The sequence below is a fragment of the Mycobacterium sp. pR1184 genome, from assembly GCF_041287235.1.
Taxonomy (GTDB): Bacteria; Actinomycetota; Actinomycetes; order Mycobacteriales; family Mycobacteriaceae; genus Mycobacterium.
Genome location: NZ_JBGGKR010000020.1, coordinates 22,672 through 41,740 on the forward strand (window position 1 = coordinate 22,672; position 19,069 = coordinate 41,740).

General features: G+C 66.5%; 18 protein-coding genes and 2 pseudogenes. 14 read left to right on the forward strand and 6 right to left on the reverse strand.

The features are described 5' to 3' along the window. Positions 1 to 95: 95 nt before the first annotated feature. The 4 genes from ACAG21_RS26575 to ACAG21_RS26590 form a co-directional block, all read right to left on the reverse strand. Positions 96 to 440 carry a GNAT family N-acetyltransferase gene (locus ACAG21_RS26575; protein WP_370499245.1) on the reverse strand — a complete coding sequence of 115 codons (345 nt, stop codon included), beginning with the start codon at positions 438 to 440 and terminating at the stop codon, positions 96 to 98. After that, entirely contained in the window at positions 437 to 1,417 is a 981-nt protein-coding gene (locus ACAG21_RS26580; RefSeq protein WP_370499246.1) for a pirin family protein, read from the reverse strand. Before ACAG21_RS26580 ends, ACAG21_RS26575 begins: the two co-directional genes overlap by 4 nt. A 53-nt stretch (positions 1,418 to 1,470) precedes the next feature. Further along, on the reverse strand, positions 1,471 to 2,853 hold the full coding sequence (locus tag ACAG21_RS26585; RefSeq protein ID WP_370499247.1) for an acyl-CoA dehydrogenase family protein: 1,383 nt from the start codon (positions 2,851 to 2,853) through the stop codon (positions 1,471 to 1,473). Positions 2,854 to 2,944: 91 nt separating this feature from the next. Continuing rightward, a complete protein-coding gene (locus ACAG21_RS26590; RefSeq protein ID WP_370499248.1) occupies positions 2,945 to 3,361 on the reverse strand; it encodes a WhiB family transcriptional regulator in 417 nt (138 codons plus the stop codon). Positions 3,362 to 3,507: 146 nt separating this feature from the next. Between ACAG21_RS26590 and ACAG21_RS26595 the strand changes: the two genes are divergently transcribed. The 6 genes and pseudogenes from ACAG21_RS26595 to ACAG21_RS26620 all read left to right on the forward strand — a co-directional run bounded on the left by ACAG21_RS26595 (position 3,508) and on the right by ACAG21_RS26620 (position 7,670). Continuing rightward, positions 3,508 to 4,296 carry a helix-turn-helix domain-containing protein gene (locus tag ACAG21_RS26595; protein WP_370499249.1) on the forward strand — a complete coding sequence of 263 codons (789 nt, stop codon included), beginning with the start codon at positions 3,508 to 3,510 and terminating at the stop codon, positions 4,294 to 4,296. A gap of 158 nt (positions 4,297 to 4,454) precedes the next feature. Further along, a pseudogene (locus ACAG21_RS26600) lies at positions 4,455 to 5,099 on the forward strand (C40 family peptidase); the annotation flags it as partial. 15 nt (positions 5,100 to 5,114) lie between these two features. Continuing rightward, positions 5,115 to 5,477, forward strand: a complete 363-nt coding sequence (locus ACAG21_RS26605; RefSeq protein ID WP_370499250.1) for a DUF4226 domain-containing protein — start codon at positions 5,115 to 5,117, stop codon at positions 5,475 to 5,477. Positions 5,478 to 5,604: 127 nt separating this feature from the next. Continuing rightward, positions 5,605 to 6,996 carry a DUF4226 domain-containing protein gene (locus tag ACAG21_RS26610; protein ID WP_370499251.1) on the forward strand — a complete coding sequence of 464 codons (1,392 nt, stop codon included), beginning with the start codon at positions 5,605 to 5,607 and terminating at the stop codon, positions 6,994 to 6,996. Positions 6,997 to 7,044: 48 nt separating this feature from the next. Continuing rightward, positions 7,045 to 7,362 carry an ESX-1 secretion-associated protein gene (locus ACAG21_RS26615; RefSeq protein WP_370499252.1) on the forward strand — a complete coding sequence of 106 codons (318 nt, stop codon included), beginning with the start codon at positions 7,045 to 7,047 and terminating at the stop codon, positions 7,360 to 7,362. After that, complete coding sequence (locus ACAG21_RS26620) at positions 7,359 to 7,670, forward strand: DUF2694 family protein (protein ID WP_370499253.1); 312 nt, start codon at positions 7,359 to 7,361, stop codon at positions 7,668 to 7,670. The genes ACAG21_RS26615 and ACAG21_RS26620 overlap by 4 nt, the downstream gene beginning before the upstream one ends. An 11-nt stretch (positions 7,671 to 7,681) precedes the next feature. Here ACAG21_RS26620 and ACAG21_RS26625 read toward each other — a convergent pair whose 3' ends face one another. Further along, positions 7,682 to 7,825: a hypothetical protein gene (locus ACAG21_RS26625; protein ID WP_175364318.1), complete on the reverse strand. Its 144-nt coding sequence runs from the start codon at positions 7,823 to 7,825 to the stop codon at positions 7,682 to 7,684. Between the two features lie 82 nt (positions 7,826 to 7,907). Between ACAG21_RS26625 and ACAG21_RS26630 the strand changes: the two are divergent. The 8 genes and pseudogenes from ACAG21_RS26630 to ACAG21_RS26665 form a co-directional block, all read left to right on the forward strand. Next, positions 7,908 to 8,241: pseudogene (locus ACAG21_RS26630) on the forward strand (hypothetical protein); the annotation flags it as partial. Positions 8,242 to 9,287: 1,046 nt separating this feature from the next. Then, positions 9,288 to 9,962, forward strand: a complete 675-nt coding sequence (locus ACAG21_RS26635) for a DUF5631 domain-containing protein (protein WP_370499302.1) — start codon at positions 9,288 to 9,290, stop codon at positions 9,960 to 9,962. A gap of 144 nt (positions 9,963 to 10,106) precedes the next feature. Then, positions 10,107 to 10,403, forward strand: a complete 297-nt coding sequence (locus ACAG21_RS26640) for a hypothetical protein (RefSeq protein ID WP_370499254.1) — start codon at positions 10,107 to 10,109, stop codon at positions 10,401 to 10,403. Positions 10,404 to 10,600: 197 nt separating this feature from the next. Beyond that, positions 10,601 to 10,918, forward strand: a complete 318-nt coding sequence (locus ACAG21_RS26645; protein WP_370499255.1) for a DUF2710 family protein — start codon at positions 10,601 to 10,603, stop codon at positions 10,916 to 10,918. A 52-nt stretch (positions 10,919 to 10,970) separates the two neighbouring features. Continuing rightward, positions 10,971 to 12,467 carry a type VII secretion protein EccB gene (eccB, locus tag ACAG21_RS26650; protein WP_370499256.1) on the forward strand — a complete coding sequence of 499 codons (1,497 nt, stop codon included), beginning with the start codon at positions 10,971 to 10,973 and terminating at the stop codon, positions 12,465 to 12,467. A 6-nt stretch (positions 12,468 to 12,473) separates the two neighbouring features. Then, the gene (gene eccCa, locus ACAG21_RS26655; protein WP_370499257.1) at positions 12,474 to 16,553 is read left to right on the forward strand and encodes a type VII secretion protein EccCa; all 4,080 of its coding nucleotides are present in this window, start codon (positions 12,474 to 12,476) and stop codon (positions 16,551 to 16,553) included. 182 nt (positions 16,554 to 16,735) lie between these two features. Then, positions 16,736 to 17,047, forward strand: coding sequence for a PE family protein (locus ACAG21_RS26660; RefSeq protein WP_370499258.1), 312 nt, complete (start codon positions 16,736 to 16,738; stop codon positions 17,045 to 17,047). A 9-nt stretch (positions 17,048 to 17,056) separates the two neighbouring features. Then, positions 17,057 to 18,268 (forward strand): PPE domain-containing protein, encoded by a 1,212-nt coding sequence (locus tag ACAG21_RS26665; RefSeq protein WP_370499259.1) that lies wholly within the window; start codon positions 17,057 to 17,059, stop codon positions 18,266 to 18,268. A gap of 18 nt (positions 18,269 to 18,286) precedes the next feature. On the opposite strand, the gene ACAG21_RS26670 is transcribed toward ACAG21_RS26665, so the two are convergent. Then, a complete protein-coding gene (locus ACAG21_RS26670; protein WP_370499260.1) occupies positions 18,287 to 19,060 on the reverse strand; it encodes a TIGR03084 family metal-binding protein in 774 nt (257 codons plus the stop codon). Positions 19,061 to 19,069 lie beyond the last annotated feature (9 nt).

Here is a 19,069-nt window from a genome sequence, read left to right on the forward strand (position 1 = left end):
AGCGCCGACCGGAATTTAGCTGCGAGTTGACAGTGGCCGTGCCGGAGGTTCGCCTCCAGTAAAGCCGCCGATGGGCCGTCGTGACCGGCGGCTGGCTAGCTGCTCGGCTGGGTTTGGGCCCAGCCTCGGACCTCGGCGGTCACGGGGTCGGTGACCTCGTCGAATTCGGGGTGCTTCTTGAGCACGCTCTCGACCATCGAGCACACCGGGACGATTCGTTTGCCGGCGTCCCGGGCCCCGTTCAGGGCCTCCTCGACGAGGATGGTCGCCAGACCGCGTCCGCCGAATTCCGGGTCGACGACGGTGTGGTAGAAAACGCGCTGCTCGCCGCGGTCGGCGTAATCGGCGTGGCCGACCGTCTTGCCTTCGACGGCAATGGCGTACGTCTGATGTCCTTCGGTCACGGTGACCTGCGCGCCGGTCTTATCTGTCGTCGTCATGTCGGTTCCTTTCCAGGCGGTTCGTTCGGTATTGGTCGTGGCCGTAGCCGGGCGGCCGGTAGCGGTGGGGCCGGCAGTCGCGTGACCGTCCCCCGGTAGCCGTCGACGACGCCGAAGCGTGCGTCGGCGTCCTCCCACAGCCGGCGAAACCCGACGATCTCGTCGTGGGTGCGCCCGACGAAGTTCCACCACATCAGCAGCTCTTCGGTAAAGGGCGCGCCCCCCAACAGCACTACCCGCGCCGGCTGGTGCCCAACATTGCGCAGGTGCACAGCGGCGCTGCCCGGGCCTTGATAGCCGAGCGAGCCGACGGGCAAGGTCGTTCCGCCCATCGCCACGGTTCCGGCATCGCAGAGCACGCCGTGCTCGAACGCCGGCCCGACGTCGAGGTGCAGTTCGGCGTCCGCGTCGAGATCGATCTGGGCTCCGAGTAGCGGGGTGAATGTATGCACCGGAGACCGGCTGCCGGCCAGTTCGCCCAGGAACACCCGCGCTTGCGCACCCGCCAGCGAGACGGGCTCGGGCACGTAGTGGGCGAAGCCACGTCCGGTGCCGCGATCGGAATCGGGCAGGGCGACCCACAGCTGCACTCCGTGCAGAACACCGTCCGAGTCGACCGACACCTCGGAATGGCAAATTCCGGCACCCGCGGTCATCAGATTCAACTCGCCGGGCCGGACGAAGGCGTGCACGCCTGCACTGTCGCGGTGTTCCACTTCCCCACTGAACAGCCAACTGACCGTCTGTAGTCCCGTGTGCGGATGAGGGGGTACATCCATGCGGGCCCGGACGGGGCCGTAATGGTCGATAAAGCACCAGGCTCCGATCAGCGACCGCTGTCGCTGCGGCAGGGTGCGTTGCACCCGGATGGCCCGTGGCCCGCCGAGCGGAACCTCCCGCGGATGTAGCACCTCGGTCCCCACAACCCCTGAAGCGCTGCAGGCGACTTCGGCCGGCGCGTGCTCGAGATTGCTCACCGTGCACCCTTCGTTGTGGGGCGGATACGGCGACGGTACCCGTGCTCGACGGTTTACCTGCCCGGCGGCCGCATCATCCGCATGGCCACCCGCATGATGGGCTCGGGGACCTGATCCTTGACCGATAGCGCGGCGTCGGCGGCGCGGGACCGCAACGGGGCTCCCCGGCCGAAGATCCGGTTCAGCGGCCCGCCGGAAGGTTCCAGCACGACGTGCAGCGGCGGGGTGCCCACGGCGGCGCCCAGCGCGTTTGAGATGACCATCCGCTGAATCTCGCTGGTGCCCTCAAAGATGGTGTACAGCTTGGCATCTCGATACCACTTCTCGACGGGGTGATCGGTGATGTACCCCCAGCCTCCCATGGTTTGGATCGCGCGCTCGGTGGCCTTGATCGCGACCTCGCTGGCGGCGAGCTTGGCCATCGAGCCCTCGCCGCGCTCGAAGGGGACTTCGTTGGCCGCCATCCAGGAAGCCCGCCAGGTCAGCAGGCGGGCCGCATCGATCTGGGTGGCCAGGTCGGCCAGCGGAAACGCGATGCCCTGGTTGTCGATGATCGGTCCGCCGAACGCCTCGCGCTCCGTGGCGTAGGCCGTCGCGTACTCCAATGCCGCGCGCGCGATGCCGATCGCCTGGGCCGCGACCATCGGACGGGTCTGTTCGAAAGTGCCCAGCGTCGCCGAGCCCGAGCGCCGTCCCCCCGCGACGACCTCGCGTGCCTTCGCGAGTTTGTGCTCCAGCTTCTCTTCTCCACCAAGCAGATTGGCGCCAGGAACGCGAACGCTGTTGAACCGCAACTCCGCGGTGTGGGATGCACGGCAGCCCAGCTTGTCGAGCTTGCGCACCAGTTCCAGTCCGGGGGTGCCACCCGGCACCACGAAGAGGGCCTGGCCGCGGTGGCCGAGCTCTTCGTCGACGACGGCATTGACGACGTGCACGTTGGCGATGCCGCCGTTGCCGATCCACATCTTGTGCCCGTCGATGATCCAGTCGTCGCCGTCGCGGCGTGCCCGGGTGCGAAGATTGCGCACATCGCTGCCGCCCTCGGGTTCTGAGATCGCCAGTGCAGCGAGCTTGAGATCGCCTGGGGTGCCGAAACATTCGGGCGCCCACTGCAGCATCTGTTCGGGCGATGCGGCCTGGCCGATCGCCGAAAGAGCCAGCGCCGGCATCACGATCGCCAAGCCGATTCCGGCGCAGCCCCAGAACAACTCCTCCATGAACATCGGCAGGGACAGACCGGTGCGATCACCGATCAGGTCGCGGTAGAACAGCGGACTGTAGAAGCCGCGTTCGGCCGCTTCCTCGAGGACCGGCCAGGGAAACTCCTGCCGCTGGTCGTACTCGAGCGCGACCGGGCGGATCACGGACTCGGAGAATTCGTGCGTCCGCCGGGCAAGGTCGTGCTGCGCGGCCGTCGGTGTCAGGTCGAAAGTCATGCTGCGCCTCCCGGTCGACGGTCTGATGTTCCGTCGCGGTCGACTACCCGGTCGACTCGGTGAACAAACGTTCACGGGCGCGCTGCACCGGTCAGGCGGCTGACCGCGGGCCAACCTGTGCGATCGGCAGGTGCAGCACCACCGCGGGCACCGGGATGGCTTCGTGCTCGCTGCGTGCCAGCAACGCCGCGTTCTCGGGCAGCTGGCGGGAGTTGATCTCGCCGGAGGCGATGCGCCGCAAGACGTCGTGGGCTCGAGCCAGCTGGTCGCGTTTGCGGTACTGGCCCCCGGGAAGCTTGACGCCCGCCCACACTCCGTATTCCTCGCGGTGTGCGATCGCGTACTGCGCGCACCGTCGCTGCTGTGCCAACGGGCAACGCCGCAGGCATTGAATACGGGCTTCGGTGGCGGAGCGCTCATAGGCACGCGCCTTGGCAGCGCCATCACCATTGTCGTCATCGGGGTAGCCGAACCACAGTTCCGGATCGGTTGCGCAGGGGTGGCCCATGTCAGTCTCCTCGGCTAAAGGGCGAAACGTATACGAAAGCGTATACACAGGAACTGGGTCGGCGCAAGAGAAACGTGATAAAAGCGTATATACATAGCGATAGGCGACCAGCTGTGTAATATCCGGCCTATGGCCGGAGCCAGCGGGTGAGCCGTGAATCGGCAGGTGCGGCCATCCGGGCATTGCGTGAGTCGCGTGACTGGTCCCTGGCGGAGCTTGCGGCCGCGACCGGCGTGAGCATCATGGGCTTGAGCTATCTGGAGCGCGGTGCCCGCAAGGCCCATAAAAGCACTGTTCAGAAGGTTGAAAACGGCCTGGGTCTGCCACCCGGCACCTACTCGCGACTGTTGGTTGCCGCTGATCCCGATGCCGAGCTGGCCCGGTTGATCGCCGCGCAGCCCCCCGAACCGATGTCGCCGCCGCGGTCCGGGGCCGTGGTTGTCGACCGCCACAGCGACACCGAAGTGCTGGAAGGATATGCCGAAGCTCAGCTCGATGCGCTCAAATCTGTCATCGATCGGCTGCCGGCGACGACATCAAACGAATATGAGACGTATATTCTCTCTGTGATCGCGCAGTGCGTGAAGGCCGAGATGCTGGCCGCCAGCTCCTGGCGGGTGGCCGTGAACGCCGGTGCGGACTCGACCGACCGGCTGATGGAGCATCTGCGGGCGCTCGAGGAAACGCGCAGCGCGCTGCTCAGGCGGATGCCGACCAGTTTGAGCGCGCGGTTTGACCAGGCCTGTGCGCAGTCGTCGCTGCCGGACGCGATCATCGCGGCGCTGCTCGGTGTGAGCAGTGACGAGATGTGGGACATCCGCAACCGCGGGGTGATCCCGGCGGGGGTACTTCCCCGCGTCCGTGCCTTCGCCGACGCGGTGCGGTCGACGAGCGAGGACAGCGTTGATCAGGGCAACGGCGAGGGGGACCGATGACCGCAAGCGATATTGAGGCGTTGAGCCGAGCTCACCAATTGTTCGCGGGCGCCATCCGGCAGCCGCAGCTGGTTGCGCCTGTCCACGTGGTGTCGGCATCGCCGGTGAATACCCTTGTGGGACATGACACTTACCAAGCTCGAGCTAACCGGGGCCACCAAGCGCTGCTCTCGGCGGCGCGCACGGATGCCGCGGCCGCGGACGTCATCGCCGCCGCGCACCGCGACCGGACCGAAGCCCGTGAGCTGACCAAGAACGTCCTCGACGAAGCCCGCGCAGATGCCGCTGTTCCCCAGATGGCGCCGATGGCCCAGCGGGACGCGATGCGTCGTCGAGCAGCACGCCTTCGCGCCCAGCGCGCACACGTGTTGACCGCCCGGATCCGTGCCCGCCGGCATTCGGCGGCGCTGCGGACACTGCGCTACCGAATGCTGCACCAGCGCGGACTGCGACTGCCTTTGCCGAGTAGTCGTGCGGGAATCGCGGTGCGCGCGGCGCTTTCTCGACTGGGTCGCCCGTATGTGTGGGGCGCGACCGGCCCCGATCAGTTCGACTGTTCCGGGCTGGTGCAGTGGGCATACGCGCGGGCAGGAATTCATCTGGACCGCACCACGTATGAGCAGATCAACGACGGGATTCCAGTGCCCCGTTCGCAAGTCAGGCCCGGCGATCTCGTCTTCCCGCACACCGGACACGTGCAGATGGCGATCGGCAACAATCTCGTCGTCGAGGCCCCCTATTCGGGCGCTTCGGTTCGGATCAGCCGGTTGGGCGACTACGTCGCGATTCGTCGGCCGATATGAGATTAGGTTGAGCCTATGTCGGAACAGACTGGCCCTTCGCTAGCCGCCATTCAGGCGCGGCAGTCGGCGATGGCGACCCGGCACGACTCGGTTGCCGAGGCAGACCGTGTGCTGGTGGACGTGCTTGCCAGCGCACACGCCGCGATGCGGGAGAGCATCAGGCGTCTGGATGCGATCGGCGACGAGATCGAGCGTGCCATTCCGCAGCAGCAGAGCCTGGGAATCGATACACCCTTGGGGGCGAGGGAGTTTCAGAAGTTTCTGGTCGCCAAGCAACGTGAGATCGCGGCGGTCGTGGCGGACGCGCGCGAGCTTGACCGTGCGAAAACTGCTGTGCTGGAACGCCTACGCGGAGAATACGGCGTCTCCGCGGGATAGCCCCCGGCCATTCATCCACAGCCTCATCGCGGTGAATTGTCGACAGCTCAGGGCCTCAGTACTGTCACCCGGCATGGAGGGGTCGCGACACCGCCCGCGTTGGGCCGCAGCGTCGTCTGGCTAGGCGATGTCGACGTATGACGAACTGCTTGCCACGGTCCGAGTCGTGCGCGACCGGACCGGCGATCCGAATGCGTGGCAGGCGGGGTTGACCCCAACGGAGCTGACCGCGGTGATCACTCCCACGACACATCCAGAACAGCTCGACACGATTCTGGCCAAGATCCGCCGACAGCACCCGGTCCTGTTCGGCTCCCCAGCGGCACCGCCCGCCGCAGCGCCGCAGCGAACTGAGGGAGCCGCCGCCGAGGCCATCGCGGGCGCCGAAGCTGCTCTGGCACACCAGAATTCGTCCAGTTCCCAGCTAGACTTGCAAGTAATTTCGGCCATCATGAACGCCCACCTGAAGACGGTCGAAGGAGCTGAAGCGCTGAGCGCCTTGCAACGCGAGACCGAGGCCGCGGTGCAAACCCGATCGGATCTGGATACCCCGGCGGGCGCGCGCGACTTTCAACGCTTCCTGATTGGCAAGCTGCGGGACATCCGCGCGGTGGTGCTGACCGCCAGCCTCGACGACACGTCGAAGTCAGCACTGATGGCCGCGTGGACCTCGCTCTACGACGCCTCGAAGAGCGTGCCGACTGTTGCCGGCGAAACCCGGCCGGCTTCGGTTGCCTCGCCCGTCCCGGCAGCCGACCCAGCCGGGGCCGGGGATGATCCGCTACTGGATTCGCTGCTGGCCGACGACCCTGGCCTGTTGACCGGGGATCCGGGACCAGGGCCGGTCGAAAGTGCGCCGGCGCCTCCGATGCCGTCGGCGATGCCGAGCATTCCCAATCTTGGACTGGGCTCTGCGCCGGGAACAGGTTCGATGGGTGGTTGGGGGACGCCGGGTGGGATGCCGATGCCCTGGCGTCAGGATGGCAGCGAATCCGATCCGGCTCAGACGGGCCTGGACGACGCAGACCCGGATACGAACCCCGCCGATCACCAATCGGATGACCCGGAGGAACGCAAAGACGATGAGCACGGTGAGGATGCGCCGACCGCCGAATCGCCGGCAGCGGGTCCTACGACGGTGACCCTGCCCGACGGTGACACGGTGACGGCGGCCAGCCCGCAGCTGGCGGCGGCCATCGAGGCCGCGGTGGGCGGTGCGTCGATCCCCGATGCATTCCATCAGCAGGGAATCACCATTCCCGCCCCTGGAACCGCGGTCGCCAATCCGATTGATCCGGTGCAGGTCGTGCCCGGAGATGTCGGAATTTTCACCGATCGCCATGCGCTGGCCCTCGGCCACACCAAGGCACTCCTCGATGGCCAGATTCAGCACATCGCCACCGTAAGCGGCCCGAGCTTTCTAGGCTGGGAGCATCCGCCTGCCGTGACGGCGACCACGCCGGCCACAACCGAGGCACCGACACCGACCCGGCCGGCGGCCACGCCGACCACTGGATAATAGTGAACTCGCCGGACCGGCCGGCGGCGCAGAAACAGGAGAAAGCGGATGGCAGATCGAATCCATGTGGTGCCCGCGCACTTACGTGAAGCGGCTGCGCATCACCAAGAGACCTCCGACTACCTGCGCACCGTGCCGTCGTCGCATGCCGCTATCCAGGAGAGCCTGGACTCGTTGGGGCCCATCTTCGGTGAACTTCGCGATGCCGGACGTGAACTGCTCGAACTGCGACGCCAGTGCTACGAGCAACAGGCCGACGACCACGCCGAGATGGCGCACAATCTGGCCGTGACGGCCCGGACCTGGGATCAGCATGAGCAAGACGCAGCCGGCGAACTCGGCCGCATCGTCGACGGCGGTCGATGACCGACGCCAATCCCGCGTTCGACACTGTTCACCCGAGTGGGCACATCCTGGTCCGCTCGTGCCGCGGCGGATACATGCACAGCGTGGCGTTGAGCGAAGAGGCGATGGATACCGACGCGGCGACCCTGGCGCAGGGCATCCTGTTGACCGCGGATGTGTCCTGGCTGAAGGCGTTACTGGAGGTTCGTCACGAGATCGTGGCGGCCGGGCACACCCCGTCGGCGGAGGTCCCCACCCCGAACGATCTCGATGCGGCGATCGAGAAGCTGTTGGCGCACAAGCTGCGCCGCCGCGACGGCACCGACTAACCGTCCCGCGTTCAGATCAGCCAGGTTTTGACGGCGTCGGGATCGGGGGCGATATCCGTTGGTGGCTCGATGGGGTTGGCGCCAAACAACTCTCGGGCGCGACCGAGCAGGGTGCGCACCTCATCGAGTTGCTGCTGCAGCGCAGAATCAACCATGGCCATACGCTACCGAGCCCTTCACACCCGCACAATTCACCTTTGGTAAAGAGCGTTCGGCATATGTCGGTAGTCTGGCCCGGTGGCGATCTTCGGTCGAAAGACGGCGCGCCAGCGCCTCCGGAGAGCTACCCGGGAATCATTGTCGATGCCGGCCTTCAGCTCTCCTGTCGATTGCACCCCATGGGTGATCGGTGGGCTTTGGCCTGCCGAACTGTCGACGGCGACAGACGAAACCGCCACTCTCGCAGAGTATCTCGAGAAAGATCTGCAGCGAATCACCGCTAGCGCCAACAAGCAGTTGGGGATGGTCAAGCGAGCGGGACTCACCGATGTGGGCCGGCGGGCGGCAGAAGCCCGCGTTATCGACGAAGCGCGTGCCCGCGCCGTGCGTCGCGTCGAGTCGACGATTCGCCAGCTGGAGTTGATGAAGGCGCAGACGCGCGCGCGACGTCAAACCGCGCAGGTCGCGCGACGTTTCAGCACGGCCGACTTGGAAAAGACGCAAGTCATCCCGGCGGTACCGCCGGCCGAACCCAATGTCGCCGCCTCGGCGACCGCCGAAACCGAGGTCATCCCGGTGGTCCCGGTGACGGAGCCCGAAATCAGGCCCCGGACGCTCGATCAGACACAGGTCATACCGGTCATCCCCGCCGAGCCCGCGGTACCTGTTGAGGAGCCGTTGACCGAGGTTTCCGCCGATGACGACGACGCTTCGGGTGGCCGGCATCGAGCTCCGTCCCGCGAGCCCACGGTGGACGTCGCGGTTCCGCTGTGGCGGGAAGTCTCGGCGGCGGAGAAGTTGGTGCCGCCGGTGGAACCTGCCGTCAGGCAGCCCGAGCCGGCGCCGGAGCTGGAACCCGAGGCCGTCCGCCAGCCGGAACCCGAGCCCGTCAGCGAGCCCGAGCTTGAAGCCGAGCCGGAACCGGAACCCGAGGCCGTCGCCGAGCCGGAGCCGGAACCCGAGGCGGTCCGCGAGCCCGAGCTTGAACCCGAGCCGGAACCGGAACCCGAGGCCGTCATCCAGCCGGAGCCGGAACCCGAGCCCGTCAGCGAGCCCGAGCCGGAACCGGAACCGGAACTCGAGGCCGTCGCCGAGCCAGAGCCTGAGCCCGAGGCCGTCCGCCAGCCGGAGCCGGAAACCGAGCCCGTCAGCGAGCCGGAGCCTGAGCCCGAGGCCGTCCGCCAGCCGGCGCCGGAACCCGAGGCCGTCCGCCAGCCGGAACCCGAGCCCGTCAGCGAGCCCGAGCCGGAACCGGAACCTGAGGCCGTCCGCCAGCCGGAGCCGGAAACCGAGCCCGTCAGCGAGCCCGGGCCGGAACCGGAACCGGAACCGGAACCCGAGGCCGTCGCCGAGCCGGAGCCGGAACCCGAGGCGGTCCGCGAGCCCGAGCTTGAACCCGAGCCGGAACCGGAACCCGAGGCCGTCATCCAGCCGGAGCCGGAACCCGAACCCGCGCACATGCCAGCACCACCTGCGGTTCCCGCCGCCGTCGAATCCGATTCGGAACGATTGCACCGGCTGCTCTCCTACGTGGTCCGCCAAGAACCCGGGCTGAACTGGGCGGTCGGCGATCTCGCGGACGGCACGACGCTGCTGGTCACCGACCTCGCGCACGGCTGGATCCCGCCGGGCATCGCGCTGCCGGTGGGCGTGCGGTTGCTGGCACCCGGTCGCCGCCGGGGCAAAGCCTCCGCCCTGCTCGGCGAGGCGACCCGGACCGCGACCTACACGCCCGGCGATCGAGTCGGCCGGGCGACGGACTTCCCGCCGACAGAATCTTCAGTGCAGGCGCGCGAACTGCCGCCCGTCGAAGATCTGGGATGGGAGCTGGGTCGAGTCACACACTGGCGCGACGGGCTTCCCCGGTTGGTGCATACCCTGGCGAAAGCCGCCACGTCGGGGACCGGCGTCGTGGAAGAGGAAGCCGACCTGCTGCGTGTGCATCTCGAGACCGCCCGCTATCAGTTGCTGAGCCAGTACCCGGACGTCGTGCCCGCACTGTTGCTCAACTGTCTGTTGCTGGCTGCCACCGAAAGCAGCGTCGCCGGCGACACGACATCGGCGAACTATCACCTGGCATGGTTCCAGAAGCTCGACGAACCCCCGGTCAGCCAGTGGAACGCCGAGTCCTGACCGCCGCGCGCCGCCGCTATCGCGGGCACGCCGTGGCAAGAGCAAGACAGGTAGTCGACTACGCATGCGCTCAACGCCGCTGACTCCATAGATTTCGATTGACGGCCGGACCCACCGGGCGCAAACCCCTCTCAGGTGATCGAAATGCTAGCCATCTCGAAAACAGCGGCGCTGCTTCGTGATACCGCTGCACCCACACACGCGCGGCACGGTGTGATCCCTGACCCCGTCCTCATCACCGAACGCCAGGTCGTGTTCGCCACCGCCGCCGTCGTCGCCGATCCGCGGCCCCGCACTGCACCGCGTCCCTGGCCCACCACGCTCTGGCAACGACTGATCATGAGCGTCAGTGTCGAGCATGAGCCGTGTCGCCACTACCCGCCACGGCGGACGAGGTACTTCGAGCAGGCCGCGATGGCCCGAGAGATGGAGCGGCTGTGAACGAACTTCTGATGGTCGTTGAAGGCGTCGTACTGATCGTGATGAGCATCGGCATTCACCACCTCTCCGCCTGGCTGGAGCGCTGGGATTACGAACGCCACTGCGAGGATTGACGGACGCTCCTTCATTCACGCCTGCCAAGGCACTCGTCAGATTGTGAATTGACGCTGGTTGGAGGGGTCGATGATACTGACAGGGTGGCGGGGTCGGGCGGTCGCACGAATCTGAGCGACAAGGATCTCGTCGAAGCGGTTCTGCGTGAGCTGAGCGAGGCAGCTGACAAGTGGGAAGCCCTTGTCGCGCAAGCCGAGACGGTCACGTACAGCGTGGACTTGGGGGATATTCGCGCCGTGACGAACTCCGACGGCAGGTTGGTCGAGTTGTCGCTGCATCCTGGCGTAATGACCGGTTACGGCCACGCCGAATTGGCGGACAGGCTCAACCTCGCGATCGCGGCGATTCGCGAGGAGGCAGAAGCCGAGAATCGGGCCAGGTACGGCGGCGAGCTGCATTGATGTCGGTGTCGATGCAGCGGTCCTGCATCCGACCGCCTGAAGGAGAATGACCGTGCCACTCAATCTGTCCAACCGGGATCAGAATTCGGGGCACCTGTTCTACAACCGGCGGCTGCGCGCCGCGATCACCCGGTTCTCGGTCCGGATGAAGCACGACGACCGCAAACAGCAAGCGGCCGTGGCGCTGTCGATCGTGCTCGTCCTGATCGGTGTCGGGTGGATGGCGCTGCTCCATGTCATGAAGCCCTCGGGCCTGGTCGGCCAGGCGTCGATCATCGGCGACCGCGACACCGGTGCGGTCTACGCGAAGATCAACGGGCGGCTCTACCCGGCGCTCAACTTGACCTCGGCCCGGCTGGCGGTCGGCACTGCCGGCGCCCCGACATGGGTCAGAGCAAGCGAGATCGCCAAGTACCCGACGGGCCCGATCATCGGCATTCCCGGGGCACCCGACAGCTTGCCGATCACGTCCAGCGCCGAATCGGCATGGTCGGTCTGCGACGCCGCAGCCCCCCGCGGTAGCGGAACCGCGCCAGTGGTGACCGCCATTGCCGGGCAGCTCTCCCCCATTGGCCGGTCGGAACCGATGCGCCCGAAGCAGGCCATCCTGGCAACGCACAAAGGTGCAACCTATGTGATCTGGCACGGGCAGCGGTCCCGCATCGATCCGGCGGACCGGTCGGTGACATTCAACCTCGGTCTCGATCCCGGTGTGACCTATCCGATCGAAATCTCCAACGCTCTGTTCGACGCAATGCCGTCAACGGAACCCATTGTGCTGCCGGTCATTCCGGGCCGTGGCACGCCATCGCGATGGCTACCCGGTTCCATTGTGGGCAGGGTCCTGGAAACCCGCGACGCGAGCGGCGCCGTCAACGGCTTCTATGTGCTGCTGCCCGACGGTATCCAGAAGATCACCAGCTTCGTCGCCGACCTGTTACGGACTGCGGATTCGGAAGGCGCGACGACACCCACCCTGGTCGCTCCCGACAAGCTGATTCAAATCCCGGTGGTCGACGTGCTCGATGTCGACTACTACCCCTCTGAAAAGCTGGAATTCGTTGACACGTCTGCCAATCCGGCAACGTGCGTGGGCTGGGAGAAGCAATCGGGTGACCCGCAGGCTCGGATTACGGTCTTCAGCGGCCGCGGGTTGCCGGTTTCGATCGGCATGGATTCCCGGGTGGTAAGCCTGGTTCGCGACGATCGTGACCCCAATTCTGCTGAGGCGCAACAGACTTTGATGCTACCGGGTGCGGCGAACTTCGTGACGACAACCAGCGGCGTCGCGACGGCCGACAGCCGCGAGAGCCTGTATTGGATTTCACCGCAGGGTGTTCGGTACGGGATCCAATCCGACCACGCCACCTTGCAGGCGCTGGGGCTGGATCCAAAGCTTGCGGTGCAAGCGCCCTGGCCGATCGTGCGCACTTTCGCGCCCGGGCCCGCGATCGGTCGTGACGCTGCGCTGGTGGCGCGCGACGCCGTCTCGGGAGGCGGTGCTGTGGCGCCGATTCCCGATCTCAACGAGCTGCCAGTCGGGGGTTAGACAACGATGTCCAAACGAGGTTTCGTCCGCGGCAGCCGCAAGCCCGCGCCGAATGTTCCGCCGGTGCGCATCGCCGTCGCCGCACCCCTGGCACTGCCCGAACGTGAGCCCCGCAACATCCTGCTGATGATCGCGGTTCCCGCGTTGCTGGTCGGAATCATCGGCACGCTCGTGGTGATGTACGCGTCCGGGATTCGATCCCTCCAGTCAGGCTTCTTCCCGATGATCGGTCTGGTCGGGTTCGGCACGCTGATGTTCAGCGGGCGTTTGGGGCGCGGGCGCCGAATCAGTTGGGGCGAACAAGAAAAGCAGCGCCGGGCCTACCTGCGTCAGCTCGACGACGACCGCGACGAAGTGCAACGCGCCGCTCAGGATCAGCGACGCAGCCAGCTGTTCGTGCATGGCGATCCGCAGCAGCTCGACACCGTGATCGGTGGACCGCGGATGTGGGAACGGCGCCCTGCCGACCCGGACTTCCTCGACGTCCGGCTGGGGATCGGGATCCAGCAAGCCAGCGAATCCGCGGTGTCGCTGCAGTGGCCCGATGTTCCGATCGGCGAAGAGCTCGAACCCGTAACCGGCGGTGCACTAAGAGATTTCATTCTCGAGCAGAGCAAGATCCGCGGAATCGGCAAGGTGCTGAGCCTGCGGTCCAAACCCGGCTTCAGCTTCGTCGGCGACGATCCGGGCGAACTGCACAGCCTGGCCCGTTCGATCCTGTGCTCGCTAGCCGTCTACCACAGCTCCAGCGATCTCAAAGTCATGGTGGTCACCCGCCACCCCGAATTGTGGTCCTGGCTGGTGTGGCTGCCGCACAACCAGCACGACGAGATGTTCGACGCGTGCGGACTGCGCCGGTTGATCTTCACTTCCCCCACCGAACTAGAAGAGGCGCTCGACGCCGAGCTGCACCGCAAGGGCCGCGGACCGTGGACACCGCCGGTCGGCATGAGCCCGACGTCCATGCCATCGCCGATCGAGTCCAGCCCCGGTCTGGCGCTGGGGCCGCACTGGGTGATTGTCGACGACAACGTCGGCACCCCCGAGCAATGGGAGGGCGTCACCGGGCAGAAGGGCATGGCCGGTATCACGGTGTTGCGGCTGGCCACCCGGGCCGGTCTCGGCGTCGGATTCAGCGACGACAGTGAACGTTTCGTGCTGCGGGAAGGCAGACTCACCCACCGCGGCACGTTTTACGCCGTGGCGGACATGCTCGCCGAAAGCACCGCCAACCGGTACGCGCGGGCACTCGCCCGCTGGTCCCCGATGAGCGCCGGAGACCTGTCGGAAACCGACAGCCAAGGCGGCGAATTGTTGCGCGCGCTGGGCATCAGCGACCCCCGCGAACTCGACGTCGACCGCCTCTGGGGCGAGAGCCGCGGTCGCGGCGACCACAAATGGGCGATGATGCCGGTGGGTGTCAAGCAAGGCGGTGAGCTGCAACAGATTATCCTGCGCGCCAAAGACTTTGGTGGTTTCGGATTCCACTCGGTGGTGATCGGAACGTCCGGTTCCGGCAAGTCGGAATACTTCCTTTCGCTGTGCACCGGGATCGCGTTGACGCACTCCCCCGAGACGTTCATCGTGATTTTCGTCGACATGAAGTTCGAATCCGCGGCCCAGGATCTACAGGGGTTCCCCCACGTCGCGGGTTCGCTGTCCAACCTGGGCAAGGACGACCGTCATCTAGCCGAGCGAATGCGCAAGGCTGTCAACGGCGAGATCGCACGGCGGTACCGGCTTTTCAACCAAGCCGGGGCCCGCGACGCCAACGAGTACGAAGAAATGCGCCTCGCCGGCCGCGACCTGGAGCCCGTGCCGATTCTGCTGGTGATCATCGACGAATACCTCGAATTGTTCATTCATCATCCGGAATGGATCGATCTGGTCATCCACATCGGGCAAGAGGGCCGCGGCTGTAACGTCTTCTTCACGCTTGGCGGTCAGCGGCTGGATCTGTCGTCGCTCAGCAAAGTCAAGAGCAACATCGCCTTTCGGGTAGCCCTGCGTGCGGAGACCGCGGAGGACTCCCGCGACGTGATCGGTAGCGACGCGGCCCTGCATCTGCCGTCGAAGGAGAACGGTTACGCCCTGCTCAAGGTTGGCCCACGCGACCTCGAGCAGTTCCGGTGCTTCTATGTATCCGCCCCGTTCGTGGTACCCAAGCGGGCGGTCAACGTGAATAAGACTGTGGCGATGAGCTTTTCGCAACCACGGGCGCTCACCTGGGCCTACCAGCCGCTCAGTGAAGCCGACAGCGAAGCGTTGGCCGTCGCGGACGAGCCCGAGGAGCCCGACGAGTTCCTGTTCCACTCCGACGGATTCCGGAAGAAGAAACTGGTCGACGTGATCCGCGAGTCGCTGATGTCGCACAGTGCGCGTCCGCCCCACCAAATATGGCTGCCGCCTTTGGAAGTCAGTGAGACGATGGACGTGCTGGTGGCGAGCTGGCGGCGCAAGCCGTGGTACGTCGACTACGGCGACAACCCCGGTCTGGTGTTCCCGGTGGGCGTTGTCGACATCCCCGAAGACCACGCGCAGCGGGTGCACGCCATCGACGCCGAGATGGACAACATCATGGTGGTGGCGACCGCTCAGCGCGGCAAATCGACCACGCTGATGTCGCTGATCACCTCGGCCGCATTGATGTATCGGCCCGAGCGGGTGACGTTCTTCTGCATCGGCGCTTCGCTGTATCCCGTCGAAGAGCTACCGCACGTGGCGTCCGTCGTCAGCCAAACGGACAAGGAGGGCGTCTCGAGGACCGTCGCGTCGATCGAAGGCTTGATCCTCGCGCGCGAGGCAGCGTTCAAGCAGTACCAGATCGACATCTCAGAGTTTCGGGAACGGCGATTCGGGACCGAGCGGGAAGGCAGCACTGATCCGGCCGACAAGTTCGGCGACGTCTTCCTCGTCGTCGACAACTTCAGCGACCTGTACGACAAGGATGCTGCGATGGGAGACCGGGTGGTGTCGATCGCACGCCAGGGCCTCTCGTACGGGGTCCATGTCGCGACGACTGCCACCGCGTGGCTGGTAGGGCAAAAGCAGGCGCTGGTCAACGTGTCGAATGCCCGCATCCAGCTGCGGCTGAGCAACCCGGACGAAACCCAAATGGGCGAGGGCCTCGAGCGCCGAAAGGCCGCGCGCAACACGCTGGATCGACCCGGGTTCGGCGTCACCCGTGAAGGCCACGAGTTGCTGGTCGGCGTACCGGAGATCATCTCGGCCGCCGGTGAACGGGTGACGACCCGGCAACTCGGTGCGGTCATTGCCGAAGTGACCGGTGTGGGCAGGCTGGAGAAGCTGGCGCGGTTGCCCGAACAAATTCAGCTCGCCCAGATCATCGAGGCGTTCGCGCAGACCGATGTGGCAGCCGATCCGTTCAATGTTCCCTTCGCCATCGGCGAAAGCGCTTTGCAGCCAACGTATTTGCCGACGCGAACGGTGCCCAGCATGTTGGTGCTGGGTCGGCAGTTGTGCGGCAAGACGACGACGCTGGCTGCCTTCGGTCAGGCGGTCATGAGCCGGTTTAGTCCCGAGCAGGCGCAGATCACCATCATCGATCCCAAGACGTCGCTGATCGGCAAAATTCGGGGACCGCACGTACGGGCGTACGCCTACACCGCCGACGACATCGATACCGTGATCGAGGAGTTGGCGGCGCTGATGCGCGACCGGCTTCCTCCCTCCGGTCTGAGTCAAGAAGAGTTGCTGAGCCGCAGTACGTGGGAGGGCCCGCACCATTTCCTTCTGATCGACGACGAGCAGGAACTGCGCCCACACGGGGCGATCGGCAAGGCGGGCGCGAGCGCTCCGTTGTGGGGACTGATCGAGCGCAGTCGAGAGATAGGCCTGCACGTGATTGCGTCGCGCTTGCCCGGAAACTGGGCCGGGGTCTCGGTGACCAATCCATTCCTGCAGAAGATGACGAGTTCGCGAGCGCCGACCCTATTCATGGACAACGACCCCGCGACGGTAAAGGTATTCGCCAGGGTCAGCGCTCAGCAACTACCGCCGGGGCGCGGCCTGCTCGTCACCACCGATGGTGCGATCGAAGGTGTGCTGGTAGGAACTCCGGAATAGGCCGAATCTGAGGGATCGGCCGGGGGTGCCGAAAAGGTGAATCGACAGCTGCTGCAGACCCCCATAGAATCGATCCATTCCGCGATGTTTCGACGGACACAACTTGCCTGGTGGGGAGCCAGCCAAAAGGGGGTATACCCCTCACGGTTGAAACCGGGCATTCGCAAATACGGAGGGTCACAATGAGCGGTCTGTTTGATATGGTGCCGGGCGCCGTCGACTTGTCGGCGGCCACCGAAGGAGCACTCAGCCAGGAGATGGCGGCCACCACAGCAGCCGGCTCGGCGGCGCTGGTTGGTGTGCTGCCGATGGCGCCGGATGCCGATTCCATCGAATTCGCCGCCGCGCTGAACGCGGCCGGTGCGGCTTACTTGGCGACCGCGGCCGAGCACGCCGGGCAACGGGCCGCCTTCTCCGGCGCGCAGGGTCTTGCGTCTGCCACTGGCGTCGGCACCGATATGGCCAACGCGGCCGCGAGCGCTGTTTCTGCTTAAGCAGCCAGCATGGCCGACCCTAGGTTCAATGGTCCGCCCGAGATCGTCGCTCAGATCTTCGAGGCAGGCAACCCGGCCTCGGTCCTCGCCAATAATGCGGTGTGGGTCACCGAGACCACCAATAACGGAGTCGCGGCCGGTCTTTCCAGCGCCAACGCGGTGGCCACGGCCGCGCACTGGCAGGGTGCGGGCGCGATCGCCTCGATGATCACCTCGACCGGTCTCAACACCGGCCTGCAAACGCTGATGGGCTGGACCGCGGAGAAGATCGGCGTCACGACGGCCGCAGTCGAGGCCTTCATGCTCGCGCGGTCCACGGTCGTCCCGTCCGTCGTGTCGACGACCAACCGGTTCGAGTGGGTCGTCTTGGCCCATACCAACTGGTTCGGGCAGAACACCATGCCGATGGGCGAGCGGGACGCCGAGTACTACGGGCATCACTGGCCGACTAACTCGGCCATCGGTTGGGCGTACTCCAGCACACTGGCGACACTCGTCGCGGCGTTGGCCGTTCCACCACCCCTGGCACCGATGGGCGCCTCACCAGCCGCGCCCGCGGTGGCCGCATCGGCCGTGGCGCAGGCGGCGGCCCAGAGCGGGATGAATGGCGCGATGCAGGCAGGGAGTCAGGCGACGCAGGGCGCGGGCCAGGCAGCGGCGGCACCCGCCGAAGGCGGGAGCCAGCTCAGTTCGATGATGCAGCAGCCGCTGCAGATGATCTCCGGCCTGACCGGTCAGCTGCAAGAGGTGGTCAAGGCTCCGATGGATGCGTTTCAGGGGATGGCCAGCATGCCGCAAGGGCTGATGCAGTCGTTGACGGGCGCGTTTTCCTCGGCCGGTGCGGGCAATGCGGGCGCGGCTGGTGTCGCTGCCGAGCCAGCCGTGCTGGCCGGAGCGACCAGTCCGCTTGGCGGCGCGGCCGGAGGCGGCGGCGTGGGCGGTGGAGGCGGTTTCCCGGGCGCCGGCCTGACCAGCTACACCCGCCCCACCAGCAGCTTCGAACCCGAAGCCGGCGGGCGACCGACCAGCTTGCGCGCCGGCGTGCTGAACGCGTCCGAGTTGCGCCCGCCTACCTCTCCGACCAGCAGCGGCATGGGGGGCTCGCCGATGCCGATGTCTCCGGCCGGCATGCTCGGGCACGGCAAGGAAGGCCAAGCCGATAAGGATGTCACGCGCGCTCGTGTCGTCGTAGGCGGCGGCGAACCGCCCGACGAGACCTAGCGTCGGCTTTACTCTCGGCTATCGACCGGGCCCGGGTGGGCCGGCGAATGCCTGCGCGATCTCCAGCCAGCGTTGGGCGTCGGGCCCGTGTGCGGTGAGGTCGAGAGCGCTCAGCGGCCGGCGCTGCGTGACCAAGAAGCAGAAATCCTCGGCCGCTCCGGTGACCCGTTGGGCCGCATCGGCCGGCCCCCAGGACCAGACGTCGCCGCCGGGCGCACGCAGCTCGACCAGGAACGGCTCGGCCGGCGGAGTGAGCTCGTTGACCGCGAACGCGTAATCGCGAGTGCGCACCCCCAGATGGGCGATCGAGCGCAGACGGGCGGTGGGCGCTCGCTTGACGCCGAGCGCGTCGGCGACGTCCAGTCCGTGTGCCCAGGTCTCCATCAACCGGGCGGTGGCCATCGACGCGGGGCTCATCGGCGGTCCGAACCACGGCAGCTTCCGGCTTTCCTCGGCGGTGAGCAGCGCGTCGTGCAGCCGGCCGCGGGTTGCCCGCCAATCGCTGAGCAGTTCCGCCGGAGGCGTGGCCGCCAGGTCCTCGGCGCCCGCGTCGACAAAGCCGAGGGGGTTCTGCATCGCGCCGGCCAGCACCTCGGCGAACCCCGGCTCGTCGGTGACCGAGAGCAGTGCGACCCGGTCGGTCCACAACAGGTGCGCGATCTGGTGTGCGACGGTCCAGCCCGGCGAGGGCGTCGGGTCGGACCAGCGCGCCTCGGTCAGCGGCGCCACCAGCGTGTCGAGATCGTCGCTTTCGGCACGCAGATCGGCCACCATCGGACCCGCATCAGCCATCCTGACCTC